The following is a 26,591-nucleotide window of genomic DNA, read 5'->3' as shown; positions in this document are numbered from 1 at the left end:
CCCTTGGTTACACTTCACTCGAAACGGGTCAGCCTTCCGCCTTCTTGTCGCGCTGAAGCACGACCGCCAGAACGATGATGACCCCCTGTATGGCGCCGTTCAGATACGGACTCACCATGTCAGTCAGGTTAAGGATATTGCCGATCAGGCTCAGGATAAGAACACCGATCACGGTTCCCCAGACGCGACCGAAGCCGCCTTTCAGGACCGTGCCGCCGATGATCACGGCGGCGATGGCCTCCAATTCCCACAAGACACCGGTCGCGCTGGACGCTGATCCGAGCCGTGGCACATACATGATCGTCGCGACGCCGACGAGGATACCAAGCAGCACATAGGTTGCCATGCGCACGCGCCCCACATGCACGGCTGAATAGCGGGCGACCTTTTCATTTGACCCGATGGCTGCGCAATGACGTCCAAATGCTGTGTGGCGCATGACAACTTCGCCAATGATCGCAACCAGGGCAAAGATGATGATGGGCCAGCTGATACCGAACAGCCCGCCGTAATAGACCGGCCCGTAAATCTCGCGCAGTCCAAAATCGAGCGACAAGGTGCCACCATCTGCCAGCCATGTCACGAGTGAGCGATAAATACCCATGCTGCCAAGCGTCACGATGAACGCCTCGATCCGCATATGGGTGATCAGAAAGCCGTTCAGCCCCCCGGCCAGCAGCCCCGCGACGAGCGCCGTTAGCATACCGACCAGTATAACCCCGACCCCCGACCCCATCGCGGGCAGAAGTGCATTCATTACGAGGATCATCAGCCCCGCAATGAACGCCGCCATCGACCCGACCGACAGGTCGAGACCGCCTGCGGTGATCACGAATGTCATGCCCACAGCGATGATCCCGATAAATGCGGATCGCGCCAGAACGTTGGTGATGTTGGCGTAGCTAAGGAAGTTCGGGTTCATCAGCGCCCCGATGACGACCAGCACGATGAGCGCCAGAATTGGCCCAAGGATATGCAGATCCAGAAATGGGCTGGCACGGTTGCTGGCGGGTTTCACGGATACGGTGTCACTCATGACCTTGCTGTTCCCCTTCAAGCCCCATCGCTAGACGGACAATGGTTTCTTCGTTCACGTCATTGCCCTCTACCTCGCCGACGATGCGACCGGAACGCATGACGACCACCCGATCAGCCAGCCCGATGACTTCCGACATCTCGGATGAAATGACGATAATGGATTTACCGGCCTGCGCCAGCGTGTGGATGAACTCGTAGATTTGCTGCTTCGTGCCGATGTCGATTCCACGTGTTGGTTCGTCGATGATGACGACCTCGGGCTCTGACAGCATGGTCTTGGCGATCAGAAGCTTCTGCTGATTGCCGCCGGACAGGTTGCCGACGAGAACCTCCCGGGTGGGCGCACGTATGTCAAAATCATTGATCGACTTGTCCAGCGCGGCCTCTTCCGATTTGCGGTCGATCAGCCCCGTGGTGAACTTTTCCAGCGACAGAAGCGTCAGGTTTTCCCGCATTCCCTTGTCGAGCAGCAACCCGCGGGATTTCCGGTCTTCCGTCAGATAGGCAACGCCTGCGCGTTTGGCATCAGACAGACCATTTATTTCAATGTCCTGGCCATTGATCTTGATGTTGCCCCGATGACTACGCAGGCCAACGACACCTTCCATCAGTTCCGTTCGTCCCGATCCAATCAGCCCAGCAAAGCCAAGGATCTCGCCCTTGCGCAAGTGAAAGGAGGCGTGTGCGACAAAGCCCGGCACCTCAAGATCCGTGACTTCCAGAACGGGTTGATCCGCGTCCGCGCCAGTCTTGGGCGGGAACAGGTTCGACAATTCACGCCCCACCATGGCTTCAGCCATCTGGTCCTGTGTCAGGTCGGCGGCTGACTTGGTCATGATTCGGTGACCATCGCGCATGATCGTGATCCGGTCGGCAATCCGTGCGACCTCATCCAGCTTGTGCGAGGTGAACAAAATGGCCGTGCCCTCGGCGCGCAACCGGTCCACCTGTTCAAAAAGCACCTCGGATTCGCGGTTGGTCAGCACGGCAGTCGGTTCATCCATGATCAGAACGCGCGCCTTGCGCGACAGCGCCTTCGCAATCTCGACCATCTGTTTGTCGGGGACGGAGATATCCATCACCCGCGCGTCGGGGTCCACGTCGCAATTGAGCCGCTGCAGCAGTTCGCGGGTCTTGGTGCGCATCGCGGTCTTGTCGAGAAACAGGCCCTTCCTGATCTCGCGCCCGAGGAAAATGTTTTGTTCTACGGACAGTTGCTCGGCGAGGTTGAACTCCTGATGGATCATGACGACGCCCTGATCCTCGGCTTGTTCGGAATTGACGAAGCTCACGGGGTGGCCGTCCAGTTCCACGCTGCCAGATGTGGCCGACAGGTAACCCGCAAGAATTTTCATCGTCGTCGACTTGCCCGCACCGTTCTCGCCGATCAGGGCATGCACCTCGCCCGGCCTAAGATCGAAGTCGATATCGAACAGGATCTGGACCGGGCCGAAGCTTTTGTACACCGCCCGAAGGGCCAGCGCCGCCGGGGCGCTGTGCGGTTCGGGCGATGCCACGGTGGCTGTCGCCGGCACGGTCATCCGAGTTTGACCCAAGCTGCGTCACGCCTGGAAGACCGCACGCAAGCGTCGATGAACTGCACACCGATCAAGCCGTCCTGCACGGTTGGATACAGCAGATCGTCAGGTAGCGACTGCCCCAAGCGCTTCGCTTCGATCGCGCGGGCTGCTTCAGCATAGATGTTTGCGAAGCCTTCCAGATAACCTTCCGGATGGCCCGGCGGAATACGGGATGCCGAGAGGTTGCCTGCTGTCGCCCCTGCCCCGTTGCGGGTCAGCAACTGCTTGGGCTGGCCAAACGACGTGAACCACATCTGGTTGGGGTTTTCCTGCGCCCACTCGATGCCCCCCTTGGAGCCATAAACCCGCAACCGCAACGCATTTTCGTTGCCGGGTGCGACCTGAGATGACCACAGCATTCCGCGCGCACCACCCTGGAAACGCATCATGACATGGGCGTTGTCATCAAGCTGGCGACCCGGCACGAAGCTTTGTAGATCGGCGCTGAGTGCCTCGAGTTCCAGCCCAGTCACGAAGCTGGCAAGGTTGAAGGCATGCGTGCCGATATCACCGATGCAGCCGCCGGCACCAGAGCGTTCAGGATCGGTACGCCAGACGGCTTGCTTGGCCCCTTCGTTTTCCATCGGCTCGGTCAGCCAGTCCTGCGGATATTCGACCTGCACAAGACGGATCTCACCCAGATCGCCGGAGGCCACCATCTCTCGCGCCTGACGGATCAGTGGGTATCCGGTGTAGTTATGGGTCAGAATGAACAGCGCATCCGAGTCTTCTGCCGCCTTGACCAGCTTCTTGGCGTCCGGCAGCGTGGATGTCAGTGGCTTGTCGCAGATCACATGGATGCCACGTTTAAGGAATTCCCGCGCGGCGGTGAAATGCACATGGTTGGGTGTGACGATGGCCACGGCTTCGATCCCGTTTTTTAACCGTGCCTCGCGGATCGCCATGTCCTTGAAGCTGTCATAGATGCGATCATCGGCGAGGCCCAGTGCGCGCCCCGATTGCTGCGCCTTTTCGGGCGTCGAGGACAGCGCACCGGCCACCAGTTCATACTTGTCGTCGATACGCGAGGCGATGCGATGAACGCCTCCGATAAACGCATCCTTGCCGCCACCCACCATACCCAGACGGATACGGCCGATGTTTTGTTCGTTCTTGCCTTCGATTGCCATGATCAAGCCTCCAGCCCCAGCATACGACGGTTCATCGCGTCATCGGTGCCGCCGCCGGCAAAATCGTCGAAGGCTTTCTCTGTCACGCGGATGATGTGATCACTGACGAACTGTGCGCCTTCGCGTGCGCCGTCCTCGGGGTGCTTCAGGCAGCATTCCCATTCAACCACGGCCCATCCGTCGAAATCATTCGCGGCCATCTTCGAGAATACAGCCCCGAAATCAACTTGACCATCTCCAAGGCTACGGAAGCGACCAGCGCGATCCACCCAGCCCTGGAACCCACCATAGACACCTTGGCGCCCTGTCGGATTGAATTCTGCATCTTTGACGTGGAACATCTTGATGCGGTCTTTGTAGATGTCGATGTTGTCCAGATAATCCAGACATTGCAGCACATAATGCGACGGATCGTAGAGCATGTTGCATCGTGCATGGTTGCCGACCCTCTCAAGGAACATCTCGAACGTAACGCCGTCATGAAGATCCTCACCCGGATGAATCTCAAAGCAGACGTCCACACCGCAATCGTCAGCGTGGTCAAGGATCGGGTGCCAGCGCTTGGCCAGTTCATCGAACGCGGCCTCGACCAGCCCGGCAGGACGCTGCGGCCATGGATACATGAAGGGCCAGGCTAGCGCGCCCGAGAACGACGCCATTTCCGTGATGCCCATGTTCTTCGAGGCCGACAGCGCCTTTTTGACCTGATCGACTGCCCATTCTTGCCGTGCCTTCGGATTGCCGCGTACTTCCGGGACGGCGAACCCGTCAAACGCTTCGTCATAGGCTGGATGAACGGCAACGAGTTGGCCTTGAAGGTGCGTTGACAACTCTGTCACTTCGACACCGTTCTCCGTCGCCTTTCCCTTGAATTCATCGCAATAATCTTTCGACTCCGCTGCTTTGTCCAAGTCGATCAGCGACGACACGAAGCTGGGCACCTGCACGCCCTTGTATCCGCAATCAGCCGACCATTTGGTGATATTGTCCCAACTGTCGAACGGCGCTTCGTCGCCCGCGAATTGCGCCAGGAACAGCGCGGGGCCCTTGATCGTCTTCATCCTAAGTCTTCCTCCATGATTGTTTGCGTGTCGAAGCACGTCATGTCTCGCCTACGCGAACCAATGGCTCGGCTGGCTGTGGTGCTGAAATTTCGCCGGGCTGCGGAAGGTTGTCCCGCACATAGACACCGATGCCGATCGCGGCCCGCGCCTCGGAAATCGCTTGCCCGTCGCTGAGCGCGCGAAGCAACTCGATGGCCGTCGTGATCTCGCGCTCCGGCGCCTGGTCGATCACGATGTCGATCAGCCCGGCTTCGACACCCTGACGCGTCACCTGCAGAAGATCGTGCGCGATCGTGACAGGCCGGTGTTCGAACGTGACATTGGCCACAGCCTCGATCAGCCCCTGATTGCCCGCGCCGATGTTGTAGATGCCAGCCAGGTCTTCGTTACGAAGTGCCTCGCTGACCAACCGTTCGACATGGTTTCGGTCATCGAGCGTCTCGACACTTGGCATAACGTCAACATGTGGGAAATCCTCGCGCATGATCTGGTCAAAGCCGAGCCGTCGTTCCAGATGGTCGCGTGCGATCATTGACCCGGCGAGCACGGCCACCTTGCCACCCGTTCGGCTCAAATATCGACCCATGAAGCGTGCCGCAGTACGCCCTGCCGCCACATTGTCGATCCCCACATAACCGTGACGGCCGGAACTTGGCAGGTCGGAGACCAGCGTCAGCACCTGCACGCCGCGCTGGATCAGTCGCCTGATCGCATCGCGCACGACTTGCGACTCTGTCGCAACGATTGCTACACCGTCGATTCGGCTGGCATCGATCTGGTCGATTTCCTCAACCAGCGCATCGGAGTCGAATCCCGGCACCAAGCGCAATTCAAGCACGGTGCGCAACAATGCCGCTTCGGGCTCCTTGGCGCGCACCAGATTGCGAAGTGTGGAAAAGAAAGCATTGTCGCCTTCCGGCAAAACGAACATCAGCCGGTAGTTACGCTTTCGGGACAGGTTGGCAGCCGACAAATCACGCACGTAATTCAGTTCCGCGATGGCCCTGGCCACCAGCGCATGCTTGCGCATCGACACGCCCCCCCGGTTGTTCACGACCCGATCGACGGTCGCAATGCTGACACCTGCTGCCTGAGCAACATCCTTGATGGTTGGCCGCACCACGGATTCTCCTCCCTCACAGCAAGCTGCGTCAGGAACTGAGTTACGTCAATCAGAATTTGACGGACAATCTGATCTAGACCGGCAACGGCCGTTGGTCAGCGATACTTTCCATTGTGATATAAGAGGTTACAGCGTCAAGTTCGACCTTCTCTATGATCCGTTGGTAGATCCGGTCGAAATCATTCATGTCCTGAGCAACGACCTTCAACATGTAATCGTAATCTCCGGCAATTCGGTAGAAATCGATGACGTTGTCGATCAATGTGATAGCCCGTCTGAAGGTATCGAGCCACTCCTTGGAATGGTGCCGCGTGCGGATCATCACAAAGGCAGTCAAGGTCAGCCCAACGCCCGGCGCGTCAAGGGTCACGGTTTGGTTCTTAATCAGGCCCCTTTCCTTAATGGCCTTTAGACGCCGCCAACACGCATTCTGCGACAGACCAACTCTCTCGGCAAGATCGCGCTGCGACAGCGACGCGTCCAACTGAAGTTCACGCAGCAATTTTCTATCAATTTCATCCATACCCGTCGCAGTATAGTTCATTTGACACATAGTTACGTTATCTTTTGCTTGGTTTGATAGTATTTTTCTACATTCGCAGCATTAGGTTCATAGAAATTGAACCACGAGGCGAGAAAATGACCCAAGCGACGCGCAGCAGACTCTTGCAGGATTTCCGGCACTCCATCATTGGCGGTGGTCTGGCCGGGCTTCAAGCGGGGTTGATCGGTGATGGAACACCCGTGGAAGGACCGTTTGGTATCCATCCACTTCTGTACGCCGACTATGTCGCCTCGGGCAGGGCGTTGCGCCAAGTGGAAGGTTTCGTGGCTGAACGCCTTCTGCCCTACTACGCCAACAGTCACACCGAAGCCTCGTATTGCGGGGCGACAATGACGCGCACACGGCAAGAGGCCCGCCAGATCATCGCCGACCATGTTGGTGCAGATGCATGTCATGCAGTGGTTTTCGCAGGTTCCGGAGCGACGGCGGGAATCAACCGGCTGGTACATCTGACGGGTGCAGCACAAGCGGTGCGCGACAGGGCCCGCGTGGTCGTTCTGATCGGCCCTTATGAGCATCACTCAAACATTCTGCCATGGCGGGAATGCGGGGCTGAGGTCATCGAGATTGACGAAGCCGAGAATGGTGGTCCAGACCTCGATCACCTGCGCTCTGTGTGCGCGGCCACGCACGATGCTGAGTTGCGGATCGGGACATTCTCCGCCGGATCGAACGTGACAGGCATCCTGACCGACACGGACGCGGTTACTTCCATTCTACGAGAGAACGGTATTGTATCCATCTGGGACTACGCCGGGGCTGGCCCCTATGTTTCCATCGATATGCGCACGGGCACTGCCTATGAGAAAGACGCCGTCGTTTTCTCGCCGCATAAGTTCATCGGCGGACCCGCGGCTTCTGGCGTGCTGGTCGTGCGCAGAGACATCCAGGGAAATTTGACGCCATCTGTGACTGGGGGCGGAACGGTGCGTTTCGTATCTCCGTACGGGCACGACTACAGCACCGATCTTGTTGCGCGGGAAGAGGCTGGCACGCCGAACGTCCTGGGCGACTTGCGAGCCGCGATGGCGGTGATCGTGAAGGAAGCCATCGGGCAGAGCTATATGGATCGTCGACATGCGGAACTGCGCCAGCGCGCTCTGGACATCTGGGCCGCGAACCGGTCGATCGAGTTGCTCGGCAAGACGACCAAGGATCAGTTGCCGATCTTTTCCTTCCGCGTTCGCAATACGCGTGACGGCGGTTTCATTCATCAGCAATTGTTCACGCGAATGCTCAGCGATTGCTATGGCATACAGGCACGAGGCGGCTGCGCCTGCGCCGGCCCCTATGCACACAGGTTGCTTGGTATCGGCAAGGCGCAAAGCGATCGGATGCGGGCGGAAATCCTTGCCGGGCACGAAACTGAAAAACCTGGCTGGACCCGCCTGAACTTCAGCGCATTGCTGACAGATGACAAAGGTGATCGGATCATTGCCGCGGTGGATGAACTGGCGCGCAACCCCTTCCCCATGGCCGATCAGTATCGCTGCGATCCGGCCACAGCGCGGTTTGCTCCCTCGCCTCTTGCCGAAGCGGGTTGATGCGCTGATGCCGCTCTGACGGGTCGCTGGCGTAAATCGGTGGAGCCCCCCGCTGCATCGGTGTATGGCGATCCGCAGACAAAGCGTGCTGTTCGAGAACGAAAGGGAACCCAATGACGGCATATGTGCTGACGGTGCAGTGTAAATCGACGCGCGGAGTGGTCGCGGCGATCTCGGGTTGTCTTGCCGGACAGGGCTGCAACATTACCGACAGTGCACAATTCGACGATCAGGAAACAGGTCGTTTCTTCATGCGCGTCAGTTTCGTTCCGGAAACTGGCACCCCGATTGAAACCATCGAATCCGCGTTCGCCGAAGCCGCCGCCCCTTTTAACATGCGTTTCAGTTTTTTCGACGCGGCCGAGAAGGTGAAGGTCATGATCATGGTGTCGCGCTTCGGGCACTGCCTGAACGATCTTCTCTATCGCTGGCGGATCGGCGGCTTGCCGGTGGATATCGTGGGCGTGATTTCGAACCACTTGGATTACCAGAAGGTTGTCGTAAATCACGACATCCCGTTTCATTACATCAAGGTCACGAAAGACAACAAGGCCGAGGCCGAAGCCAAGCAGATGGAAGTGATACGTGAAAGCGGCGCGGAGTTGGTCGTATTAGCGCGCTACATGCAGATTCTGTCGGATCGGATGTGTCAGGAAATGTCAGGTCGCATTATCAACATCCACCATTCGTTCCTGCCGTCCTTCAAGGGTGCGAACCCCTACAAGCAGGCTTATGAGCGCGGTGTGAAACTCATCGGTGCGACGGCGCATTACGTGACCGCCGATCTGGATGAAGGCCCGATCATCGAGCAGGACATCGTCCGCGTCACCCATGCCCAAAGCGCGTCGGACTACGTCTCGCTCGGGCGGGATGTCGAAAGTCAGGTGCTGGCACGCGCCGTGCACGCGCATATCCATCACCGCTCCTTCGTCAACGGGTCAAAAACCGTCGTGTTTCCCGCAAGCCCGAACAGCTTCGCGTCAGAGCGGATGGGGTAAGCCTTAGACCTTTACCCCTTCCCGCTCGCGCATCTTGTTGTAGCGAATGGACGAGTAGAGCGACAGACCGATCAAGCCTGCGCCCAGAAGTCCCGTGATGACTTCGGGAATATGCCACATTGACTGGGCAAACATGATGATCGACAGCGCAAGGATCGAATAGAACGCGCCGTGTTCGAGATAGCGGAACTGTGACAACGTCTGCTTTTCGACCAGCATGATCGTCATGGACCGCACATACATCGCCCCGATACCGAGCCCGATAGCGATCAGGAACAGGTTCTTGGTCAGGGCAAACGCGCCGATCACGCCGTCGAAGCTGAAGCTTGCATCAAGTACCTCTAGGTAAAGGAACGCACCGAGCCCGCCTGCTCGAACGGCCGCGTTCGTCTGCTGCTGTGCATCGAGTATATGGCCGAGCGTGTCGACAGCAGTGAACGTCAACAGACCCCAAAGGGCGGCGAACAGGAACGTCCTGTCATCCGGTGACGGCAGAGCCGAGGCAAACCCCATGACGATCATTAGCACGAGGGCGATTTCCAACCCGCGGATTGAGGCGCAACTGCGCAACCGGCGTTCGACCGAGCATAGCCAGTCGATCTCCTTGTGCTCGTCGATGAAATAGGTCAGCCCCACCATCATCAGAAAGGTGCCGCCGAAGGCGGCAATAGACAGATGTGCCTCATTGATGATGCGGGCATATTCCTGAGGCTGTGTTGCCGCCAGCGAAATGGCGGACCACGGCCCTATCTTTGCAGCGATGGCCACGATAGCCAGCGGGAAAACGATCCTCATCCCGAACACCGCGATCAGGATGCCCCAGGTCAGAAAGCGCTGACGCCAAATGGGCGTCATTTCCTTCAACTTGTTGGCATTGACGATGGCGTTATCGAAGGACAGCGATATTTCAAGGACGGCCAGGACCGTCCCAATCAACAGGAAGGACAACGCCCCGGCCATTGTTCCCGAATAAGACCAGCCCAGCCAGAAGGATAGAATCAGCCCCAGAAATGTAACGATGAAGGCCCATTTGAAGTAACCATATGCCGTTTTCATGTGAGCCTTGTTCACCATCCGTTGCAGTTCAGTTGACCGGCGTCAGCAGGGGTTTGCCCGCAAAATGCGCCGCCAGATTATCCACCACGAGTTGGGACATCGCAGCGCGAGTTTCAATAGTGCCCGACGCGTGATGCGGATAAAGTGTTACGTTTTCGAGCGCGGCGAAGGCCGGATCAATGTCAGGTTCATTCAGGAATACGTCGAGACCAGCCGCGCCAAGCTTACCTGATTGCAGGGCCTCGATCATCGCAGGTTCGTCAACGACCGTTCCGCGCGAGACATTTATGAGCGCCCCATCCGGTCCCAAGGCTTCGATCACGTCTTTGGAGATGAGACCTCGTGTACCTTCTCCGCCAGCCGTGATGACAATCATGATATCCACGTCTTGCGCCATTTCCTTCAGGTCCGCGTAGTAGGGATAATCCACTGCGTCCTGCTTGTTCCGACCGTGATAGACGATGTTCAGCCCAAAGGGCGTAGCGCGTTCCGCGATTGCCTTGCCGATGCGACCAAGACCAACAACTCCAAGTTTCTTGCCACGTGTCGACCGCAGCAACGGCATCGGTCCCGACTTGGCCCACTCTCCGGAGCGAGCATAGGCATCGCCCTTGACCAACCCGCGCTGCACGGCCAGCAACAGCATGATTGCGGTGTCCGCCACATCGTCGTTCAGTACGTCGGGCGTATTCGTGACTGTCACGCCATGATCATTGCAGGCCGCCAGATCGACGGTGTCGTAGCCCACACTGGACAGGGACGCGATCTTCAAATTCGGCATCCGCTCGATCTGCGCACGCGTGATGCCCGAACCGCCCGATGTTACGACCGCTTCGATCTTGTCGCCCACTTCAGCCAGAAGCGCGTCGGGATCACCAACCTGATCATAGCGGTGAAGCGTGTAGGCCGCTTCAAGCTGTTTCATCTGATCCGGACGGATTTCCTGCAACACCAGAACATCGGGCTTCATTTTAGGTGATCTCCCATTTTTCGCCATCGAGTAGCGGTCAAGTTGCAACAAGCTGTAAAACGACTTGTCAAAGGATGGAAGGGCTGGACGGTTGCAATGCTAACATGCTAGCTAAGGCCAGCCCGTCAGGAGACCAAGATGACAAGCAAGACGATCCTTCTTCACCCCGATGACACCGTAGCGATCGCGCTCGAAGACTTGCCCGCAGGCATTCAACTGCCCGACCACGGCATCACAACGACGGGAGCGATCAATCGCGGCCACAAGATCGCGCTTCGTGATGTGCTGGCGGGAGAGAAGATCCATCGCTATGGTCAGATCATCGGGCAAGCGACGAAAGACATCAAGGCAGGGGATCACATCCATTCACACAACATGGGGATGGGTGAACACTCCCGCGACTACGCCATCGCGCAAGCGAATTCTCCGCTGCCCGCAATCGAAGATGGCCGCACCTTCATGGGCTACCGGCGCAGCGACGGAAAAGCCGGTACGCGAAACTATCTGGGCATTGTTACGACAGTGAACTGCTCGGGTAGCGTCGCGAGGTTCATCGCGGAAGCCGTTGAGAAATCGGACTGGTTCCAACGGATGGAAAATATCGATGGTGTCGTACCCATCGCCCATAGCGGTGGTTGTGGTATGTCGGGTACGGATGAAGGGTACGACACCCTTTTCCGCACGATTTCAGGCTACGCGCGGCACCCGAATTTCGGTGGCGTGCTGTTGGTCGGACTGGGCTGCGAGGTTATGCAGATTCCGGCGCTGGTCGGCGCTGGTCGGCTGCGCGATGACAACAATTTCCGCTATATGACCATCCAGCAGACAGGCGGAACCCGCCGCACCATCGAGGAAGGCCTGAAGGTTCTGCGCGAGATGGGCGAGATCGCGAACAAGGCCACGCGCGAACCGATCCCCGTCTCCGAGATTACCGTTGGCATGCAATGCGGTGGGTCCGATGGTTATTCCGGGATTACCGCAAACCCGGCGCTTGGCTATGCTTCCGACCTTCTGGTGCGGCGTGGCGGCTCGACAATCCTGTCGGAGACCCCTGAAATCTATGGCGCGGAGCACCTTCTGACGCGGCGCGCGGTGGCTTCCCAGGTCGCTGAAGACCTGATCGCGCGGATCGCTTGGTGGGAAGACTACACCGCGACGCGCGGCGGGGAGATGGACAACAACCCCTCGCCCGGCAACAAGCGCGGCGGATTGACGACCATCCTGGAAAAGTCCCTCGGGGCTGTCGCCAAAAGCGGTACGGCGCCGCTAGCCGGCTTTTATAAATTCGCGGAACCCGTCGATCGCAAAGGCTTCGTCTATATGGACAGTCCTGGATACGACCCGTGCTCTGTCACCGGCCAGATCGCCAGCGGTGCGAACCTGATCATCTTCACGACGGGTCGCGGGTCGGTGTCGGGATACAAGCCGACGCCGGGCATCAAATTGGCGACAAACAGTGAAATGTATGCTCGTATGTCCGAGGACATGGACATCAACTGCGGCGATATCGTGACCGATGGCGTCAGCCTCGAACAAAAAGGCGAAGAAATTTTCGAGATGATGATCCGCGTCGCGTCGGGCGAACGCACCAAGAGCGAACAACTCGGTTTCGGCGGAGCTGAATTTGTGCCGTGGCAGATCGGTGCTGTGATGTAAGACAATTTGAAAGGCGCGGAATGGGCGTGACAAAAACGGATCTGGTCTACACCGCTTTGCGGGAAATGATCCTGAGCGGCGATTTGCCTCCGGGCGCTGCGATCAGCAAGGGGGAGTTGGCCGAGAAACTGAATGCATCACGTCAGCCGATATCCGGCGCGGTGGACAGGTTGGCCTTTGAGGGCTTGGTCGAAATTGTTCCTCAGCACGGATCATTCGTATCTCAGCTGGATGCAACGGCAATCGCCGATTGGTTCATGATCCGTACGGCACTTGAAGCCGAATGTGCGGCGCGGTTCGCGGAGGCGAACGAGCGCCCGACCGAGGCGCTGGAAAGAAACCTGCGCTATCAAAGGGTTGCCGCAGATGCAGGCGACGTCACCGGCTTTTACGAACTGGATGTCGAGTTTCACCGGATTATCACGGAATTTTCCGCGTCCGAGATGGCGCAATCCATGCTAAGGCAAGCACAGGCCAATCTGGATCGTGCCCGCCGGGCGTTGTTGCCCAACCCCGGCCAGCCCGCCCGAACGCTCGCGGCGCATGAAGGGATATTCGAAGCTATTTCCAGCAGTAAGGGTGCGAAGTCCGCAAAGCTGATGCGCAGCCATTTGACCGAAGTAGCCGATCTGCTTCAGGCATTCGCTCAGGTGAACACGGACCCCTCTGGCAAGCGCGCCTTGGGCTGACGCGTTAGAATGGTAGTTCGACGCCGAAATCCTGCGCGAGATCTTCGAACTCCGTCAGGGTAACCGGATCAAGCGGCATGCCATGTGTTCGCCGCTCCTTCGCCCGCACCCATTCGCGATCCCCCGGAGCCATCACCCGCATCCCGTCACGGGCGGGCGACTGCCTGAGTTGCTCCAGATACCGGCGCATACCGCCTTCGAACAGCGCCCGACCGACGAAACCATCCGGGTCGATCACCAGAATGAATGCCCCCATTTCGCGCTGGGTCGAAAAGTCGGGGCCAGGCATCGGCGCGATCTCCGGGCTGAACCGCATGCCTGTCAGGGCTGCCGAAAGTATCTCGGCAACACCACCCAACCCCGCGCCCTTAAACCCGAACTCACCGCCTAGCGGCACCAACATTTCAGCGGCCGCGGGATCATGCGTGTTCAACCCGTCAGCATCTGACGCGACCAACTCAGGCAGCTCCTGCCCAAGGCTCTTGTAAAGCTGCACGCGGTTATAGGGCACAGCACTGGTCGCCATATCCAAAAGCCATGGATCGTCGCCTCCGCTTGGCGCCGCCACCGAGATCGGATTTGTTCCGTGAAACCGTGTAGCCCCGTCATGCAGCCGCACGAAACTGTCGGAATTGCATGTGGCGAGTGCGATGAACCCTTGCTGCGCAGCGTGCAGGGTGAAGGCTCCTGCGGGGCCGAAATGGGATGAGTTCCGGATACCGACCGCCGCAATCCCTGCATCACGCGCCATCTCGATCGCATGATCTGTGGCGACGTAAGCGACGTGCGCCCCGTGACCATGATCACCATCAAGTAAACCGCTGCCAGCCTTGACGCGTGTGAATTCCATCTTCGGCTGGCCGTTGACCCGTCCACCCCTGATCGCCGTAATGTAGTGAGGCAGCAGTCGCACACCGTGGCTTTCCACCGCGTGGATCGAGGCATGCATCATCGCACGGGTCGCATCCGTTGCCGTCTCGATGTCCGCGCCTGCACGGGTAAACACGGCTTCACAGAAATCTTTCAGATGGTCCGCGTTGACCAAAACCAGATCATTCATCCGCTTTCTCTCCCGGCTGCAATGCGACTGCGTCCAGCCAGTCTTCGGACAGATCCAGATCATGGATGAAGTGGTCGGAAAACATATCTCTTACTTTGGGAAAATCAATCTGGAGCCCACTCAGATGCTTGGACATGGCGCTGGCCGCGCGATCAATATCTTTCGCGCGCATAGCCCTTAGCACCGCGTCATGTTCTTCCATAGCTGTCGCCATTCGACCTGATACCGGTAGCGTTAGGCGGCGATACCGATCGACTTGAACCTTTACCGACGCGATCAGGCGCCAGATCCCCGGCAGGCGCGAAATCTCCGCGATGCGAATATGAAACAACTCGTCGGCTTCGTGAAAGGCATTCTCGTCTTCACGCGCTATCGCCTTTGCCTGCTGTACAATCAGCGCGTCCAGGTCTTCGAGTTGGTTCTGCGCAGCGAGTTCGGTTGCACGCCGCACGGTAACATCTTCCAATGCCCGCCGTGCAATCAACGCCTCAGGCAACGCGGACATGGGAATCCTGCCGACGAACGTACCGGATTTGGGAACGATTTCGACAAGTTGTTCTTCAGCGAGGCGTAGAACAGCGTCACGGATCGGCGTACGCGATACACCTTCTTCCGACGCGATTTCACGTTCGAGGATTGGCGTCCCCGGTGTCATTTCCATTGAAACAATCGCATGTCGCAACTTGCGATAGATTATCTCGGAATATGTCGATCCTCCACGCGTCAGAAATTGTGCCGGACCGGTCGGCGCCGTGTTTGGCGCCCTGCGCTTGCGGGGTCTCGAAGTCACCTCGCCCTTGTTTTGTGGCATTCCGCTTGCCTCCTTTGCCCCGAAACTCTCTGACGCAGCGAAAAGTTTCTTGACCTGCGCATTAACTTGTATTTCAGTTAACGGGCAAGCTCTGGCATCTGTCAAGATTCCCCGGAGCAAGCGAACACCCCTAGCGGGTTGTCTTGGGAGGAAAAAATGAAGTTTAAAAATGTCGCGTCCGCGATCGCTGCGGGCTGTATAGCTCTTGGCATGTCCACTTCGGCCTATGCCGCTGAACTGAAATGGGCGCATGTCTATGAAATTGGATCAAGCTACCACAAATATGCCGAATGGGCTGCGGAAGAGATAAGCAACCGCACCGATGGGCGTGTAGAGATCAAGGTTTTTCCGGCTTCATCCTTGGGTAAGGAAGTCGAAATCAACGAAGGCCTCGGCATTGGCGCGGTAGATATCATCTATACCGGCCCAAGCTTCGTGGAACGCTATTACGGCCCCATCGCGATTTCGGACTATCCGTTCATCATGCGTGGCTATGATCATTGGCAAACCTATCGCGACAGTGACCTGTTCGCCGAACTGTCGGATGGCTATCACGATGCGACGGGCAATCAGGTGATCGATCTGGTCTATTACGGCCAGCGCCACGTGACATCGAACAAGCCGATCCTCGAACCATCCGACATGGAAGGGCTGAAGATCCGCGTTCCGAACTCGCCCCTGATGCTGATGTTCCCCAATGCCGTAGGTGCCAACCCGACGCCGATGGCCTTCTCGGAGGTCTACCTTGCGCTGCAGCAAGGGGTTGTCGACGCGCAGGAAAACCCGCTGCCGACCATCCAGTTCAAGAAGTTCTACGAGGTGCAGTCGGACATCAACCTGACCGGCCACATCCTGAACTCGCTGTTGATCATCGCGTCCGACAACGCGTTGGCTCAGGTCGGCGATGACGAGGCGGCGCTGCGCGAGGTGCTGTCTGAGGCCTCCACCAAGATCTCGGAAGAAATCTACCAATCCGAAACGGATCTGATCCAGTGGTTCCGCGATGAAGGCATCAATGTGAACGAAGTCGACCGTGCGCCTTTCCAGGCCGCTGTCGAGCCCCTGCTGACCGGTGACGGCGTGCCCTACACGATGGAGCACTACGAACGCCTGCAAGATCTCTGAGACAGCTGAATGGCTGGACATACCACCGATGAGGGGCGCGCCGGAGATGCGCGCCCTGACATCACCTTTGCAGATGAAGGGGTCGACATTTCCGACTTTCGGATCTGGGACCTGCCCGGGCTGATCGCCCTTTGGGGGTTGGCGATTATCGTCTTCCTGCAATTCTTCACGCGCTATGTTCTTAACGACAGCCTCGCCTGGACCGAAGAAATCGCGCGTTACGTCCTGATCCTCGTGGCGTTTCTGGGCGCGATTTCGGTGACGCGCAAAGGCACGCACATCTTTCTGGAGTTCTTTTACCGCTATCTTTCACCCGTCGCAGGCAAATGGATGTCCGTCGCGATGGAGTTTGTTTCGACGGTATTCTGGGGTTATCTGGCCTGGCAGGCGGTATTGCTGGCGCAAAAGACCAAAACCAAGATGGCATCTGCAGAAATCCCAAAGAGCCTTGTCTATTGGTCAGTCGCGGCAAGCCTTGGGGTAATGACCCTGTTCTGCATCTATTGGCTGCTGCGCAAAATCCGCCAGGATCCTGACGACGTCATCCGCGAACTCGAAGAACATTCCCTGCACGACTTACACGAAAGCGGCCCACAGACATGAGCCTCGCCCTTCTGTTTCTCATCCTGTTCCTGTTGCTTGTGGCAGGCGCACCGGTCGCGGTTGCGCTGGGGCTGTCTTCGCTGATCTTCATCATGCTCGAAGGCATGCCAAGCGTCGTCGTGCTGCACAACATGGTCAACGGCATCAATTCCTTCCCGCTGATCGCGGTGCCCTTCTTCATCATGGCCGGGCATCTGATGAATACCGCGGGCATCACCACCAAAATCTTCAATTTCGCCCGTGCCGCCGTGGGTTGGATGTATGGCGGGTTAGGCCACGTCAATGTCGGTGCCAGCGTTATCTTTGCGGGCATGTCAGGCGCGGCTGTCGCCGATGCGGGCGGGCTTGGAAACATCGAAATCAAGGCCATGCGCGAAGCGGGCTACGACTCCGATTTCTCTGTCGGGATCACGGCTGCCAGTTCTACCATTGGCCCGATCATTCCGCCGTCCCTGCCGCTGGTGGTCTACGGGGTCATCGCCGACACCTCCATCGGGCAGTTGTTCGCCGCGGGTCTGATCCCCGGTCTGTTGATGGCGATGTCGCTGATGGTCATGGTGGCGGTCTATGCCAAGATGCGTAACTACCCGCGCGACGAACGATTTCAGTTCAAACCTTTCCTGCAAGCCTTCGGTGCCGCGATCCTGCCGTTGTTCACGCCGATCATCATCGTGGGCGGCATTCTGACAGGTTGGTTCACCCCGACCGAGGCTGCGATTGCCGCCGTTGCCTATTCCATGTTTCTGGGGCTGGTCGTTTATCGCACGCTTGATTGGAAGCGCATCCTGCGGGTGTCGATGGATACGGTCGAGACAACAGCCTCGATCATGATGATCGTCGCCGCATCCGCCATTTTTGCATGGATCCTGACCGCCAATCAGGTCGCGCAGATGTTCGCTTCCGAACTTCTGGGCCTGACCGAGAACAAGGTCGCAATCCTTCTGATCATCATGCTGATCGTCCTGATCGTCGGGTGTTTCATGGAAACCATTGCGGCGATTACGATCCTGACGCCAGTGCTGCTCCCGGTAGCCGTCCAGATCGGGATCGACCCGGTTCACTTCGGCATCATCCTGATCCTGAACCTCATGATAGGTCTGTTGACGCCGCCAGTGGGCATGGTCCTATACGTATTGTCCAAGGTTTCCGGAGTGCCATTCGAGCGCTGTGTTCTTGCTACTGCCCCGTTCCTGGTGCCCTTGGTCGCAGTATTGCTGTTGCTGACCTTTATCCCCGCGCTATCAATGTGGGTGCCGGTCGCGATTTATCGCTAGGACGACGACTGATCGGCCCTCAAGGGCCGGTCACGGGCGTTTTGCCTTGGAGGTTTCTGATCCGTCGAAACGCATTCATTAGGTGGTATTTCATGAACACTTCCGCTGCCTGACCGTTCCCTGCTAGAATTGCATCATGGATGTCGCGGTGTTCCTGAATGATTGCGTCGGCATATTCACGCTTCAGTTCGAACACATCGTTATTCGTCGTGACGATACTGCTCAAAAGCTGCCCTCTCATCGACCGCAGAACTGAGACAAACAGATCGTTTTCACTGGCCTGAGCAATAGAAAGATGAAAAGCGTAGTCAGCATCCGACCCTGCCTCACCATCTTCGATGCGTTCGCGCAAGACATCCAGCGCGCGACTTACAAAGTCCAGCTGAGTCCTCTTGCCGCGCTCTGCCGCGCAACGAGCAACAACTGGCTCGATCGCCTGCCGTACTTCGTTGATATGGGATAACTCGTCCCAGTCGCTGTGAACAACGGCAGTCAAGTCAGCCGAGGGCCTGTTCGTTACAAAATAGCCGACACCCTGTCGGGCGGTAATCACGCCCTCTTCACGCAGGCGCGTCAGGGCAATCCGGATTACCGGGCGCGAACCACCAAAGGTCTTGCTGATCTCGTTCTCGGACGGCAGCTTGTCACCGACGGAAAATTTTCCCGCTACAATCAGCTCCAGGACACGCAGATAGAGCTCTTCCGCCAATGTGCCACGTTTGAAGGTGGACCGCCCTAGCTGGCTCATAGTAGCCTCCCTTGCTTGATCGTCAGCATAACGCGCTCACTTGCCTTAGGTTCAGTTTTTGGACGCCGCTCCTGCCTCTCCCGTGCCATAAGGTCAAGCAGGTTTACACCGGAGCGCGCGATCCTCTATGTCGTTCTTCATGCCAATCGGAGCCACCGCCCATGCCAACTGAGTTGATCAATGCACTTACTGACCGCCTTGGTGCTCGACGGGTGATCATCGACCCGGAGGCGATGATCCAGCATTTGACCGAGGATCGCGGTCTGTTCAAAGGTGAAGCGTTCGCGGTCGTGTTTCCCGAGACGGTCGACGAGGTCAGCTTCGTTGTCAGGCAGGCTATCAAAGCCAACGTATCTATCGTACCACAAGGCGGGCATACTGGGCTGGTTGGCGGCGCAATTGCCTCTCGGGCCATCATCATCGCGATGGGTCGGATGAACCAGATCCAGTCTTTGGATGCCGTGAATTCAACCATGACCGTCGAGGCGGGCTGCACTTTGCACGATGTGCAACAAGCCGCGCGCGATGCTGACCGGCTGTTTCCCCTGTCGCTCGCGTCCGAAGGCAGTTGCCAGATAGGCGGAAACCTGTCCACGAATGCCGGCGGCGTAAACGTTCTGCGATACGGCAATGCGCGGGAACTTGCCTTGGGTCTGCAAGTCGTGCTGCCCGATGGTCGTATCCTGACTGACTTGTCAGGGCTGCGTAAGAACAACACCGGTTATGATTTGCGTGATCTGTTCATCGGCGCGGAGGGGACGTTGGGCATCATCACCGCCGCAACGCTTAAGCTGTTCCCTCTTCCACGCAAAAAGGTCACGGCCTTCGCGGGCTGCAAATCGGCACATGACGCGCTTGCCCTTTATGACCTGCTGAGGTGCAGCCTTTCCGACAATCTGACTGCATTCGAATACCTGCCACGCTTCGGGTTGGACATCGTGCTGAAACACGCAGACGGCACCCGCGATCCACTGCGAGACACGCATCAGTCCTATGTCCTGATCGAGCTTACCACACCGGATTCGGAGCTGAACCTAGCAGATAGATTGGAAGGCATTCTCGCGGACGCCTTCGAGCGTGACCTGGTGCAAGACGCGACAGTTGCCGCCAGCGAAACCCAATCGGCCGCCCTCTGGGCGCTTCGAGAATACATGTCCGAGAAACAGAAACTTGAAGGTGGCTCGATCAAACACGATATCGCTGTGCCGGTCTCACGCGTGGCGGAATTCATTGATGTCGCGGGGGCGGCTTGCAAGACCCTTCTACCCGGGATCCGGCTATGCCCATTCGGACATATGGGCGACGGGAATCTTCACTTCAACATCAGCCAGCCCGTGGGCATGGACAAGTCGGAGTTCTTGGCGATGTGGGGTCAATTCAACCGTGTCGTACACGATGTTGTCGCCGATTTTGGCGGATCTATCTCCGCCGAGCACGGTATCGGGATGCTGAAACGCGATGAACTGGCCCGCTACAAAGATCCCGTAGCATTGGATGTCATGCGCCTAATCAAACAGGCGCTCGACGCGAAGGGCCTCATGAATCCGGGCAAGGTTATACCGGATTAGAAAGGCCTACAGGGAACATTTCGGATCTTTATGGGGTTGATAAATAGTGATCTGCCACATCGGAGGCCGCAATGGCCAAGAACCACGGGCCCACGATCAAGGACGACGAACTCTACCAGTCGCTGCGCGATGACGGGATGGGCAAGGAAAAGGCCGCGCGCATCGCCAATGCAAAGGCGAACGAAAATATGCATCCGTTCAGGAAGGGTGGGAAAGCGCCACCTTATGAAGAGTGGAGAAAAGAAGAACTGTACGGACGCGCGCAGGAGATCGGTATCGAAGGGCGGTCTGATATGACCAAGGACGAGTTGATCGACGCCCTGCGCTCACGCTGAGCACAGGGCGCAGGTTTTAGTCGTCGACGCAGGTTTGCTTCTGCGATCCCAGGCCCTCGATGCCCAGCTCGATCACGTCACCCTTCTTCAGGAAACGCTGCGGGTTCAGGCCCATGCCGACGCCCGGGGGCGTGCCCGTCGAGATGATGTCACCCGGCTGCAGGGACATGAAGCGGCTCAGATAGCTGACCAGATGCGCAACGCCATACACCATCGTGTTGGAATTGCCGTCCTGCATCTTCTCGCCATTCACGGTCAACCACATGGCAAGGTTCTGCGGATCGGCGATCTCGTCCCTGGTCACCAGCCACGGGCCGGTCGGGCCGAAGGTGTCCGCCGATTTCCCCTTCGTCCACTGACCGTGATGCTCGATCTGGAAAGCGCGTTCGGACACGTCATTGATCGTGCAATAGCCCGCCACGTAATCCAGCGCGTCTTCCTCGGACACGTATTTCGCCGTCTTGCCGATCACGACGCCCAGCTCGACTTCCCAGTCGGTCTTCTCGGACCCGCGCGGGATACGCACATCGTCATCGGGGCCGCAGATGGCAGAGGTGGCCTTCATGAAGATGATCGGCTCGGCCGGAACTTCGGCGCCCGTTTCGGCGGCGTGGTCGGAATAGTTCAGCCCGATGCAGATGAACTTGCCCGTTCCGGACACGCAAGGACCGAGACGCGGAGTGCCGTCCACGATGGGCAGCGTGTCGATGTCCAGCCCGCTCAGCCGGCCGATCCCGTCCGGAGAAATCGTTTCCCCCGCGATATCGTCCACCACGCCGGACAGATCGCGGATATTTCCGTCATTGTCCAGCAAGCCGGGACGCTCCGCACCGGCATCCCCAAATCTCAGCAGTTTCATGTAGCTCTCCTCTAGATAGTCCAGCCGCCATCAATCGCGCAGGCCTGGCCCGTGGTATAGGTCGCATGCGAAAGGTACACGGCCAAATCCGCGATTTCCTCGGCCGCACCCAGGCGGCCCATCGGCTGGCGGGCAATGAATGCAGTGCGAGCGGCGTCATAATCCCCCGTCGCGGCAAGGCGCTCGTCCAGCGAGGGCGATTGAACCGTCCCCGGGCAGATCGCGTTGCACCGGATACCTTGGGTTACGTAATCCGCCGCGACGGCCTTTGTCAGCCCGATCACCGCCGCCTTGGAGACACCGTAGGCGAAACGATTGGGGACGCCCTTCACACTGCTGGCGACGGAAGACATGTTGATGATCGCGCCGTCCTGACGTTCCAACATTCCTGGCAGCACCGCCCGGATCGTGCGGATCATCGCCTTGACGTTCAGATCCAGCGCAAAGTCCAGATCGCTGTCAGGCATGTCCAGCACCGTACCGCCATGCACCACGCCCGCACAATTGAACAGGATATCCACCCGCCCAATCTGCGCGGTAACAGCTGTGACATCCGCATCGCTCAGCACATCGAGACGTGCAGTGTTGATCCCGTCGGGGAGTTCCGCAAGCGCGGTCTCATTTATATCCGTGGCCCATACGGTCGCGCCGGCTGCCTGGAAGGCCAAGGCGCTCGCCCAGCCAATCCCTTGCCCCGCCGCCGTGATCAGAACCGTTTTGCCTTGCAGTATGCTCATGCGTTTTCTTCCCGTCGCTCGACGATGTAGATGTGCTCGCACGCCAGCACCACATCGTCGTTTTGATTGATCACTTCGACTTTCTCAAACACTCGCCCGGATCCCGGACGTTTGGGGTCGTCTTGTTTCCGCGCAATCGTCAGTTTCGTGTGGATTGTATCGCCGATAAACACTGGGCGTACAAACCGAAGTCGGTCATATCCATAGGAAAAGGCGGCGGGGTTGATGACCGTTGCGCTCAGACCGACCCCAATGGCAAACACCATCGTCCCATGCGCAATACGCTGGCCGAATTCGGATTTCGCCATGAATTCACGGTCCATGTGGTGGGGAAAAAAGTCGCCCGTATGGCCGGCATGGACGACAAAATCCGTTTCCGTGATCGTGCGCCCGAATGTTTCGCGGGTATCCCCGATTTCGTATTCTTCAAAGTAAGTGGTGATTTCCATCAAGGCAGGCTTTCGATCGGAGTTGCGGGTGTCGTAGAAGACCGGTAAGCTGCCTCCACCAACGCCATGGTCTTCCACGCATCTTCAACGGACGAAACCAGCGGTTCGTCCCCCGCCGCGGCGCGCTGCAAATTATGCATCCGGCCTGTGAATGCGTCCGGGAACCAAGAACCGGCCAAGGGAACCTCGACCCAGTCGGAGCCCCCCTTGGGGCTGATTTGCAGAATATCCGGCTCTCCGCGAGGGTAGTCGAGATTGACGCCAAGTTGAAGATAAGCCGCGCCTTCTGTCCCGCAAATCCGGAACTCGCAGGCCTGGTGCGTCCGCCCGAAATCATGGTCATGATTAACGGATAGCGCACAACGGACACGGTCACCATAGTCCAGAATCGCGGATGTGCGCGTTTGCGCGACTTCGTGGTTTGGATGCCCGATGGTCTTGGCATGGACACCAAGCGGATCGCCCAGAACGCCGCGCACAAGGTCGAGATAATGGATCGAATGCATTGCAATCTCGATACGGGGTAGCCCTTTCAGGAACGGCCAAAGTCCCCAGGGCGTCGCAAGCGCAAGCCAGGCGTCGAAATCCACGACCTCGCCCAGCCAACCCCGATCTATGGCATCCTGTAGCGCGATCATCATCGGCGCGAAGCGAAGTTGGAAGTTGGCGGCTGCCATCAGGTTACGTTCACGGCAAATTCGCAAGATCTCGGTCGCGCCTTCAAGATCTGAGCCCATCGGCTTCTGGATCAGCACAGCCGCGCCTTCAGGTAGCCTAGCGAGGACAAAAGCATGGGCGGCAGGCGGCGTTGCCAGATCGAAAACGGCACCTGGATGGGCCATAGCATCTTCGGCAGACGGAAACACACGCAGATCATGCGCAGCCGCGAGCGCCTTTGCCTTGTCCAAATCCGGATCATAGATTCCGGCGACGTCATAACCCCCGCGCGCATAGGCTGGCAGATGTGCGTCACTGACGATTGATCCCGCGCCGAAGATGACAATCGGGCGCTTCTGCGCGGGCTCCGGCCAGCTTTGCCGCAGTTTTTCCGGATCGAAATCAGTCATGGAAAAAGACCTCTTCCATCTCGGCCCACCATTCCCCGTCCTTGCGGGTGTCGAACGGTCGCTGACAAGGCATGCATACATCCCACCATTTCCGTGTGACCGGATCGGCAGCCATCTTTTTCATATCAGCCTCGAAGTCAGCCCCGTGATATTCGAAATGGGCAAACAACAGGTTCTCGGGTTCGCGCAAATAGATAACATAGTTGCGAATGTTGCACTCCGTAATCATCTTCAACACATCGGGCCACACCTCTGCGTGCAGCCGTTTGTATTCGGCGATTTTCTCGGCGTTGACACCGATGACCATGCCCTTGCGTTCCATGTTCAATCCCCCGTTACGGTCCGGTTGAACTCTTCAACTGCACGCCCCGATAACGCGTCGAAATCCCAGTCGATACCGATCCCCGGTTGCATGGGTGCCTGCGCGCGCCCACGCTCGATTGCCAATTGCGAATTCGTCAGCTCGTCAAGCTGCGGTATGTATTCGACATAGCGCCCGTTCGGCACCGCGCAGACAAGGCTGACATGCAGTTCCATCAGGAAATGCGGGCAGACGGGAATGTCGAATGCTTCCGCTGCGTGAGCGACTTTCAGCCACGGTGTGATCCCCCCGATTCGTCCGACGTCAACCTGCACGATGTTGCACGCGCCCCGCGCCATGTAGTCGCGGAAATGGCGGATGGAATAGAGCGATTCACCGACCGCCACCGGCATCCGTGCCGAGTTTACCAACGCCTCGTGCCCTGCCACGTCATCGGCGGGAAGCGGTTCCTCGATCCATGCCAGATCAAATGGACGCAACACCTCGGCCCGCCGCAGGGCCATGTCGCGCGTGAAACCCTGGTTGGCGTCAGTCATGATTTCATAGGTGTCGCCGACGGCCTCGCGAACGGCTCCCAACCGAATGGCATCTTCTTTCGCCGTCGGTTTTCCGATCTTCACCTTCGATCCGGTAAAGCCCAGCTGTTTCGCCAGAAGTGCATCTTCGACAAGCGCCTCTTTCGGTATGTGCAGCCAGCCACCTTCGGTTGTATAACAAGGCGCGGAGTCACGCGCTCCACCTGCCAATTTCCACAATGGCAGATCAGCCTTTCGACACCGCAGGTCCCACAGCGCCGTATCTATCGCCGCCAGTGCAATCGACGTAATCGCCCCGATGGTGGTCGCGTGTGTCGAGAACTCCAGATCGTGCCAGATGCCTTCGATTTGCTCGGCATCCTTTCCTATCAGGCGCGGGGCCAGATGGTCTGCCAGCAATCGCATCACCGACGATCCGCCTGTCCCGATGGTATAGCTGTAGCCGATCCCCACCGCCCCATCCGCATCCGTTATACGGACAATGGGCGTTTCCTGACTGACGAAGGACTGGATCGCGTCGCTGCGTTCGACCTTTGGCACAAGATCGACCATCGACAGCTCGACTTTTTCAATCTTCGCCATCAGTCAGCTCTCAGAGTTGCGCCGGTTTCGGCGTCGAACAGATGCGCCTGCGACAGGTCGAGCGCGAATTCCACCTGCTCGCCACGACCGATATTGCGCGGGTTCAGCATGCGACCGGTCCATTCCTCGCCCGCGAAGGCGACAAACAGCAGGGTTTCGTTTCCTAGCGGCTCCGTCAGCGCCACGGGCAAAGCGACGGTTTCCACCTCGGTCGCGGTACCGGTGTGCAAGCCATGCCCGACCGGGTACAGATCATCCGGTCGCAGCCCAAAGGTGACCCGCTGGCCCTCCGTTACCCTGCCCCGGAACGCTGTGGGAATCGGCAGGATTGCGCCCTCAGCGAACTTCAAGGTCTCGTCCTGAATCGTCGCCTCGGCCATATTCATGGGGGGCGAGCCGATAAACCCCGCCACAAACCTGCTTGCAGGACGTTTGAATACCTCTTCCGGCGTTCCGATCTGTTCGATGTCACCGTCGCGCATGATGACGATCCGGTCGGCCAGCGTCATGGCTTCCACCTGATCATGAGTGACGTAGACTACGGTCGCTTGAAGACGCGCATGTAATCGTTTGATTTCCGTACGCATCTGGGTTCGCAGCTTCGCGTCCAGATTGGATAGCGGCTCATCGAACAGGAACACGTCCGGGTCACGGACGATCGCACGCCCCATGGCGACACGCTGACGTTGACCGCCCGACAGCTGCGACGGGCGGCGATCAAGCAATGATTCCAGATCAAGCGCTCGTGCGGCTTCGGCAACGGCGGCGGCGATTTCCTTTTCCGGTCGTCCCGCGATTTTCAGTGTGAAGCCCATGTTCTCGCGCACCGTCATATGCGGGTAGAGCGCGTAGGACTGGAACACCATCGAGATGTTACGCGACCGCGGTGGTAGGTCGTTCACGACCCGGTCCCCGATCACGATATCGCCGCTGGTGATTTCTTCCAGCCCCGCGATCATACGCAGCGTCGTGGACTTGCCGCAACCGGACGGGCCGACAAGGGCCACGAACTCGCCGTCTTTCACATGCAGATCAATCCCTTTGACCGCGTGAAAGCTGCCATAGTTCTTGTCCAGGTTCTCGAGTGTAAGGTCAGCCATAT

At 58.2% G+C, this 26,591-nt stretch carries 27 protein-coding genes; 9 read left to right on the top strand and 18 right to left on the bottom strand.

The window, feature by feature from the left end; genetic code table 11:
* Nucleotides 1-28: 28 nt before the first annotated feature.
* The 6 genes from FPZ52_RS17820 to FPZ52_RS17795 all read right to left on the bottom strand — a co-directional run bounded on the left by FPZ52_RS17820 (nt 29) and on the right by FPZ52_RS17795 (nt 6,458).
* The gene (locus FPZ52_RS17820) at nt 29-1,036 is read right to left on the bottom strand and encodes an ABC transporter permease (RefSeq protein WP_146366947.1); all 1,008 of its coding nucleotides are present in this window, start codon (nt 1,034-1,036) and stop codon (nt 29-31) included.
* Nucleotides 1,029-2,579, bottom strand: coding sequence for a sugar ABC transporter ATP-binding protein (locus FPZ52_RS17815; protein ID WP_146366946.1), 1,551 nt, complete (start codon nt 2,577-2,579; stop codon nt 1,029-1,031). Before FPZ52_RS17815 ends, FPZ52_RS17820 begins: the two co-directional genes overlap by 8 nt.
* The gene (locus FPZ52_RS17810; protein WP_146366945.1) at nt 2,576-3,748 is read right to left on the bottom strand and encodes a Gfo/Idh/MocA family protein; all 1,173 of its coding nucleotides are present in this window, start codon (nt 3,746-3,748) and stop codon (nt 2,576-2,578) included. Before FPZ52_RS17810 ends, FPZ52_RS17815 begins: the two co-directional genes overlap by 4 nt.
* A gap of 2 nt (nt 3,749-3,750) precedes the next feature.
* A complete protein-coding gene (locus FPZ52_RS17805) occupies nt 3,751-4,809 on the bottom strand; it encodes a sugar phosphate isomerase/epimerase family protein (protein WP_146366944.1) in 1,059 nt (352 codons plus the stop codon).
* 40 nt (nt 4,810-4,849) lie between these two features.
* A complete protein-coding gene (locus FPZ52_RS17800; RefSeq protein WP_146366943.1) occupies nt 4,850-5,935 on the bottom strand; it encodes a LacI family DNA-binding transcriptional regulator in 1,086 nt (361 codons plus the stop codon).
* Between the two features lie 73 nt (nt 5,936-6,008).
* Nucleotides 6,009-6,458: an Lrp/AsnC family transcriptional regulator gene (locus tag FPZ52_RS17795; RefSeq protein WP_146366942.1), complete on the bottom strand. Its 450-nt coding sequence runs from the start codon at nt 6,456-6,458 to the stop codon at nt 6,009-6,011.
* Between the two features lie 116 nt (nt 6,459-6,574).
* On the opposite strand from FPZ52_RS17795, the gene FPZ52_RS17790 reads away from it, so the two are divergent.
* Both FPZ52_RS17790 and purU read left to right on the top strand, forming a co-directional pair.
* The gene (locus FPZ52_RS17790; protein WP_146366941.1) at nt 6,575-8,044 is read left to right on the top strand and encodes an aminotransferase class V-fold PLP-dependent enzyme; all 1,470 of its coding nucleotides are present in this window, start codon (nt 6,575-6,577) and stop codon (nt 8,042-8,044) included.
* 113 nt (nt 8,045-8,157) lie between these two features.
* Complete coding sequence (gene purU / locus FPZ52_RS17785) at nt 8,158-9,042, top strand: formyltetrahydrofolate deformylase (RefSeq protein ID WP_146366940.1); 885 nt, start codon at nt 8,158-8,160, stop codon at nt 9,040-9,042.
* 3 nt (nt 9,043-9,045) lie between these two features.
* Here the strand turns inward: purU and FPZ52_RS17780 are convergent, their stop codons facing one another.
* Nucleotides 9,046-10,116 (bottom strand): DUF475 domain-containing protein, encoded by a 1,071-nt coding sequence (locus FPZ52_RS17780; protein WP_146366939.1) that lies wholly within the window; start codon nt 10,114-10,116, stop codon nt 9,046-9,048.
* 10 nt (nt 10,117-10,126) lie between these two features.
* Complete coding sequence (locus FPZ52_RS17775) at nt 10,127-11,068, bottom strand: 2-hydroxyacid dehydrogenase (RefSeq protein ID WP_146366938.1); 942 nt, start codon at nt 11,066-11,068, stop codon at nt 10,127-10,129.
* 138 nt (nt 11,069-11,206) lie between these two features.
* Between FPZ52_RS17775 and FPZ52_RS17770 the strand changes: the two genes are divergently transcribed.
* Together FPZ52_RS17770 and FPZ52_RS17765 are read left to right on the top strand one after the other, a co-directional pair.
* The gene (locus tag FPZ52_RS17770; RefSeq protein WP_146366937.1) at nt 11,207-12,724 is read left to right on the top strand and encodes a UxaA family hydrolase; all 1,518 of its coding nucleotides are present in this window, start codon (nt 11,207-11,209) and stop codon (nt 12,722-12,724) included.
* Between the two features lie 26 nt (nt 12,725-12,750).
* Entirely contained in the window at nt 12,751-13,413 is a 663-nt protein-coding gene (locus tag FPZ52_RS17765) for a GntR family transcriptional regulator (RefSeq protein ID WP_168201414.1), read from the top strand.
* Nucleotides 13,414-13,417: 4 nt separating this feature from the next.
* Here FPZ52_RS17765 and FPZ52_RS17760 read toward each other — a convergent pair whose 3' ends face one another.
* Both FPZ52_RS17760 and FPZ52_RS17755 read right to left on the bottom strand, forming a co-directional pair.
* Nucleotides 13,418-14,473 (bottom strand): Ldh family oxidoreductase, encoded by a 1,056-nt coding sequence (locus FPZ52_RS17760; RefSeq protein ID WP_146366935.1) that lies wholly within the window; start codon nt 14,471-14,473, stop codon nt 13,418-13,420.
* Complete coding sequence (locus FPZ52_RS17755) at nt 14,466-15,284, bottom strand: GntR family transcriptional regulator (protein ID WP_146366934.1); 819 nt, start codon at nt 15,282-15,284, stop codon at nt 14,466-14,468. The genes FPZ52_RS17760 and FPZ52_RS17755 overlap by 8 nt, the downstream gene beginning before the upstream one ends.
* 156 nt (nt 15,285-15,440) lie before the next feature.
* Between FPZ52_RS17755 and FPZ52_RS17750 the strand changes: the two genes are divergently transcribed.
* From FPZ52_RS17750 to FPZ52_RS17740, 3 genes are read left to right on the top strand one after another with little or no spacing between them, the layout of a single operon-like run.
* Nucleotides 15,441-16,409, top strand: coding sequence for a sialic acid TRAP transporter substrate-binding protein SiaP (locus FPZ52_RS17750; protein ID WP_146366933.1), 969 nt, complete (start codon nt 15,441-15,443; stop codon nt 16,407-16,409).
* 9 nt (nt 16,410-16,418) lie between these two features.
* A complete protein-coding gene (locus FPZ52_RS17745) occupies nt 16,419-17,012 on the top strand; it encodes a TRAP transporter small permease (protein WP_146366932.1) in 594 nt (197 codons plus the stop codon).
* Entirely contained in the window at nt 17,009-18,286 is a 1,278-nt protein-coding gene (locus FPZ52_RS17740; protein WP_146366931.1) for a TRAP transporter large permease, read from the top strand. The genes FPZ52_RS17745 and FPZ52_RS17740 overlap by 4 nt, the downstream gene beginning before the upstream one ends.
* A 19-nt stretch (nt 18,287-18,305) precedes the next feature.
* On the opposite strand, the gene FPZ52_RS17735 is transcribed toward FPZ52_RS17740, so the two are convergent.
* Nucleotides 18,306-18,995 carry a FadR/GntR family transcriptional regulator gene (locus FPZ52_RS17735; RefSeq protein ID WP_168201413.1) on the bottom strand — a complete coding sequence of 230 codons (690 nt, stop codon included), beginning with the start codon at nt 18,993-18,995 and terminating at the stop codon, nt 18,306-18,308.
* A gap of 200 nt (nt 18,996-19,195) precedes the next feature.
* On the opposite strand from FPZ52_RS17735, the gene FPZ52_RS17730 reads away from it, so the two are divergent.
* Together FPZ52_RS17730 and FPZ52_RS17725 are read left to right on the top strand one after the other, a co-directional pair.
* The gene (locus FPZ52_RS17730) at nt 19,196-20,602 is read left to right on the top strand and encodes an FAD-binding oxidoreductase (RefSeq protein ID WP_146366929.1); all 1,407 of its coding nucleotides are present in this window, start codon (nt 19,196-19,198) and stop codon (nt 20,600-20,602) included.
* Between the two features lie 71 nt (nt 20,603-20,673).
* On the top strand, nt 20,674-20,937 hold the full coding sequence (locus FPZ52_RS17725; RefSeq protein ID WP_146366928.1) for a DUF7218 family protein: 264 nt from the start codon (nt 20,674-20,676) through the stop codon (nt 20,935-20,937).
* Between the two features lie 16 nt (nt 20,938-20,953).
* Here the strand turns inward: FPZ52_RS17725 and FPZ52_RS17720 are convergent, their stop codons facing one another.
* Genes FPZ52_RS17720 through FPZ52_RS17690 form a run of 7 tightly spaced genes read right to left on the bottom strand, consistent with a single transcriptional unit; the run spans nt 20,954 to nt 26,589 of the window.
* The gene (locus FPZ52_RS17720; RefSeq protein WP_146366927.1) at nt 20,954-21,796 is read right to left on the bottom strand and encodes a fumarylacetoacetate hydrolase family protein; all 843 of its coding nucleotides are present in this window, start codon (nt 21,794-21,796) and stop codon (nt 20,954-20,956) included.
* A gap of 11 nt (nt 21,797-21,807) precedes the next feature.
* On the bottom strand, nt 21,808-22,533 hold the full coding sequence (locus FPZ52_RS17715; RefSeq protein ID WP_146366926.1) for an SDR family oxidoreductase: 726 nt from the start codon (nt 22,531-22,533) through the stop codon (nt 21,808-21,810).
* Complete coding sequence (locus FPZ52_RS17710; protein WP_146366925.1) at nt 22,530-22,982, bottom strand: MaoC/PaaZ C-terminal domain-containing protein; 453 nt, start codon at nt 22,980-22,982, stop codon at nt 22,530-22,532. Before FPZ52_RS17710 ends, FPZ52_RS17715 begins: the two co-directional genes overlap by 4 nt.
* Nucleotides 22,982-24,049 (bottom strand): Gfo/Idh/MocA family protein, encoded by a 1,068-nt coding sequence (locus FPZ52_RS17705; RefSeq protein WP_146366924.1) that lies wholly within the window; start codon nt 24,047-24,049, stop codon nt 22,982-22,984. The genes FPZ52_RS17710 and FPZ52_RS17705 overlap by 1 nt, the downstream gene beginning before the upstream one ends.
* Nucleotides 24,042-24,371, bottom strand: a complete 330-nt coding sequence (locus FPZ52_RS17700; RefSeq protein ID WP_146366923.1) for an L-rhamnose mutarotase — start codon at nt 24,369-24,371, stop codon at nt 24,042-24,044. Before FPZ52_RS17700 ends, FPZ52_RS17705 begins: the two co-directional genes overlap by 8 nt.
* Before the next feature lie 2 nt (nt 24,372-24,373).
* Nucleotides 24,374-25,489 (bottom strand): mandelate racemase/muconate lactonizing enzyme family protein, encoded by a 1,116-nt coding sequence (locus FPZ52_RS17695; RefSeq protein WP_146366922.1) that lies wholly within the window; start codon nt 25,487-25,489, stop codon nt 24,374-24,376.
* The gene (locus tag FPZ52_RS17690) at nt 25,489-26,589 is read right to left on the bottom strand and encodes an ABC transporter ATP-binding protein (RefSeq protein ID WP_146366921.1); all 1,101 of its coding nucleotides are present in this window, start codon (nt 26,587-26,589) and stop codon (nt 25,489-25,491) included. The genes FPZ52_RS17695 and FPZ52_RS17690 overlap by 1 nt, the downstream gene beginning before the upstream one ends.
* Nucleotides 26,590-26,591: the final 2 nt, after the last annotated feature.

The organism is Qingshengfaniella alkalisoli (assembly GCF_007855645.1).
Taxonomy (GTDB): Bacteria; Pseudomonadota; Alphaproteobacteria; order Rhodobacterales; family Rhodobacteraceae; genus Qingshengfaniella; species Qingshengfaniella alkalisoli.
The sequence above is the reverse complement of the archived record's forward strand: the minus strand, read 5'-3'. Positions and strand labels throughout refer to the sequence as shown.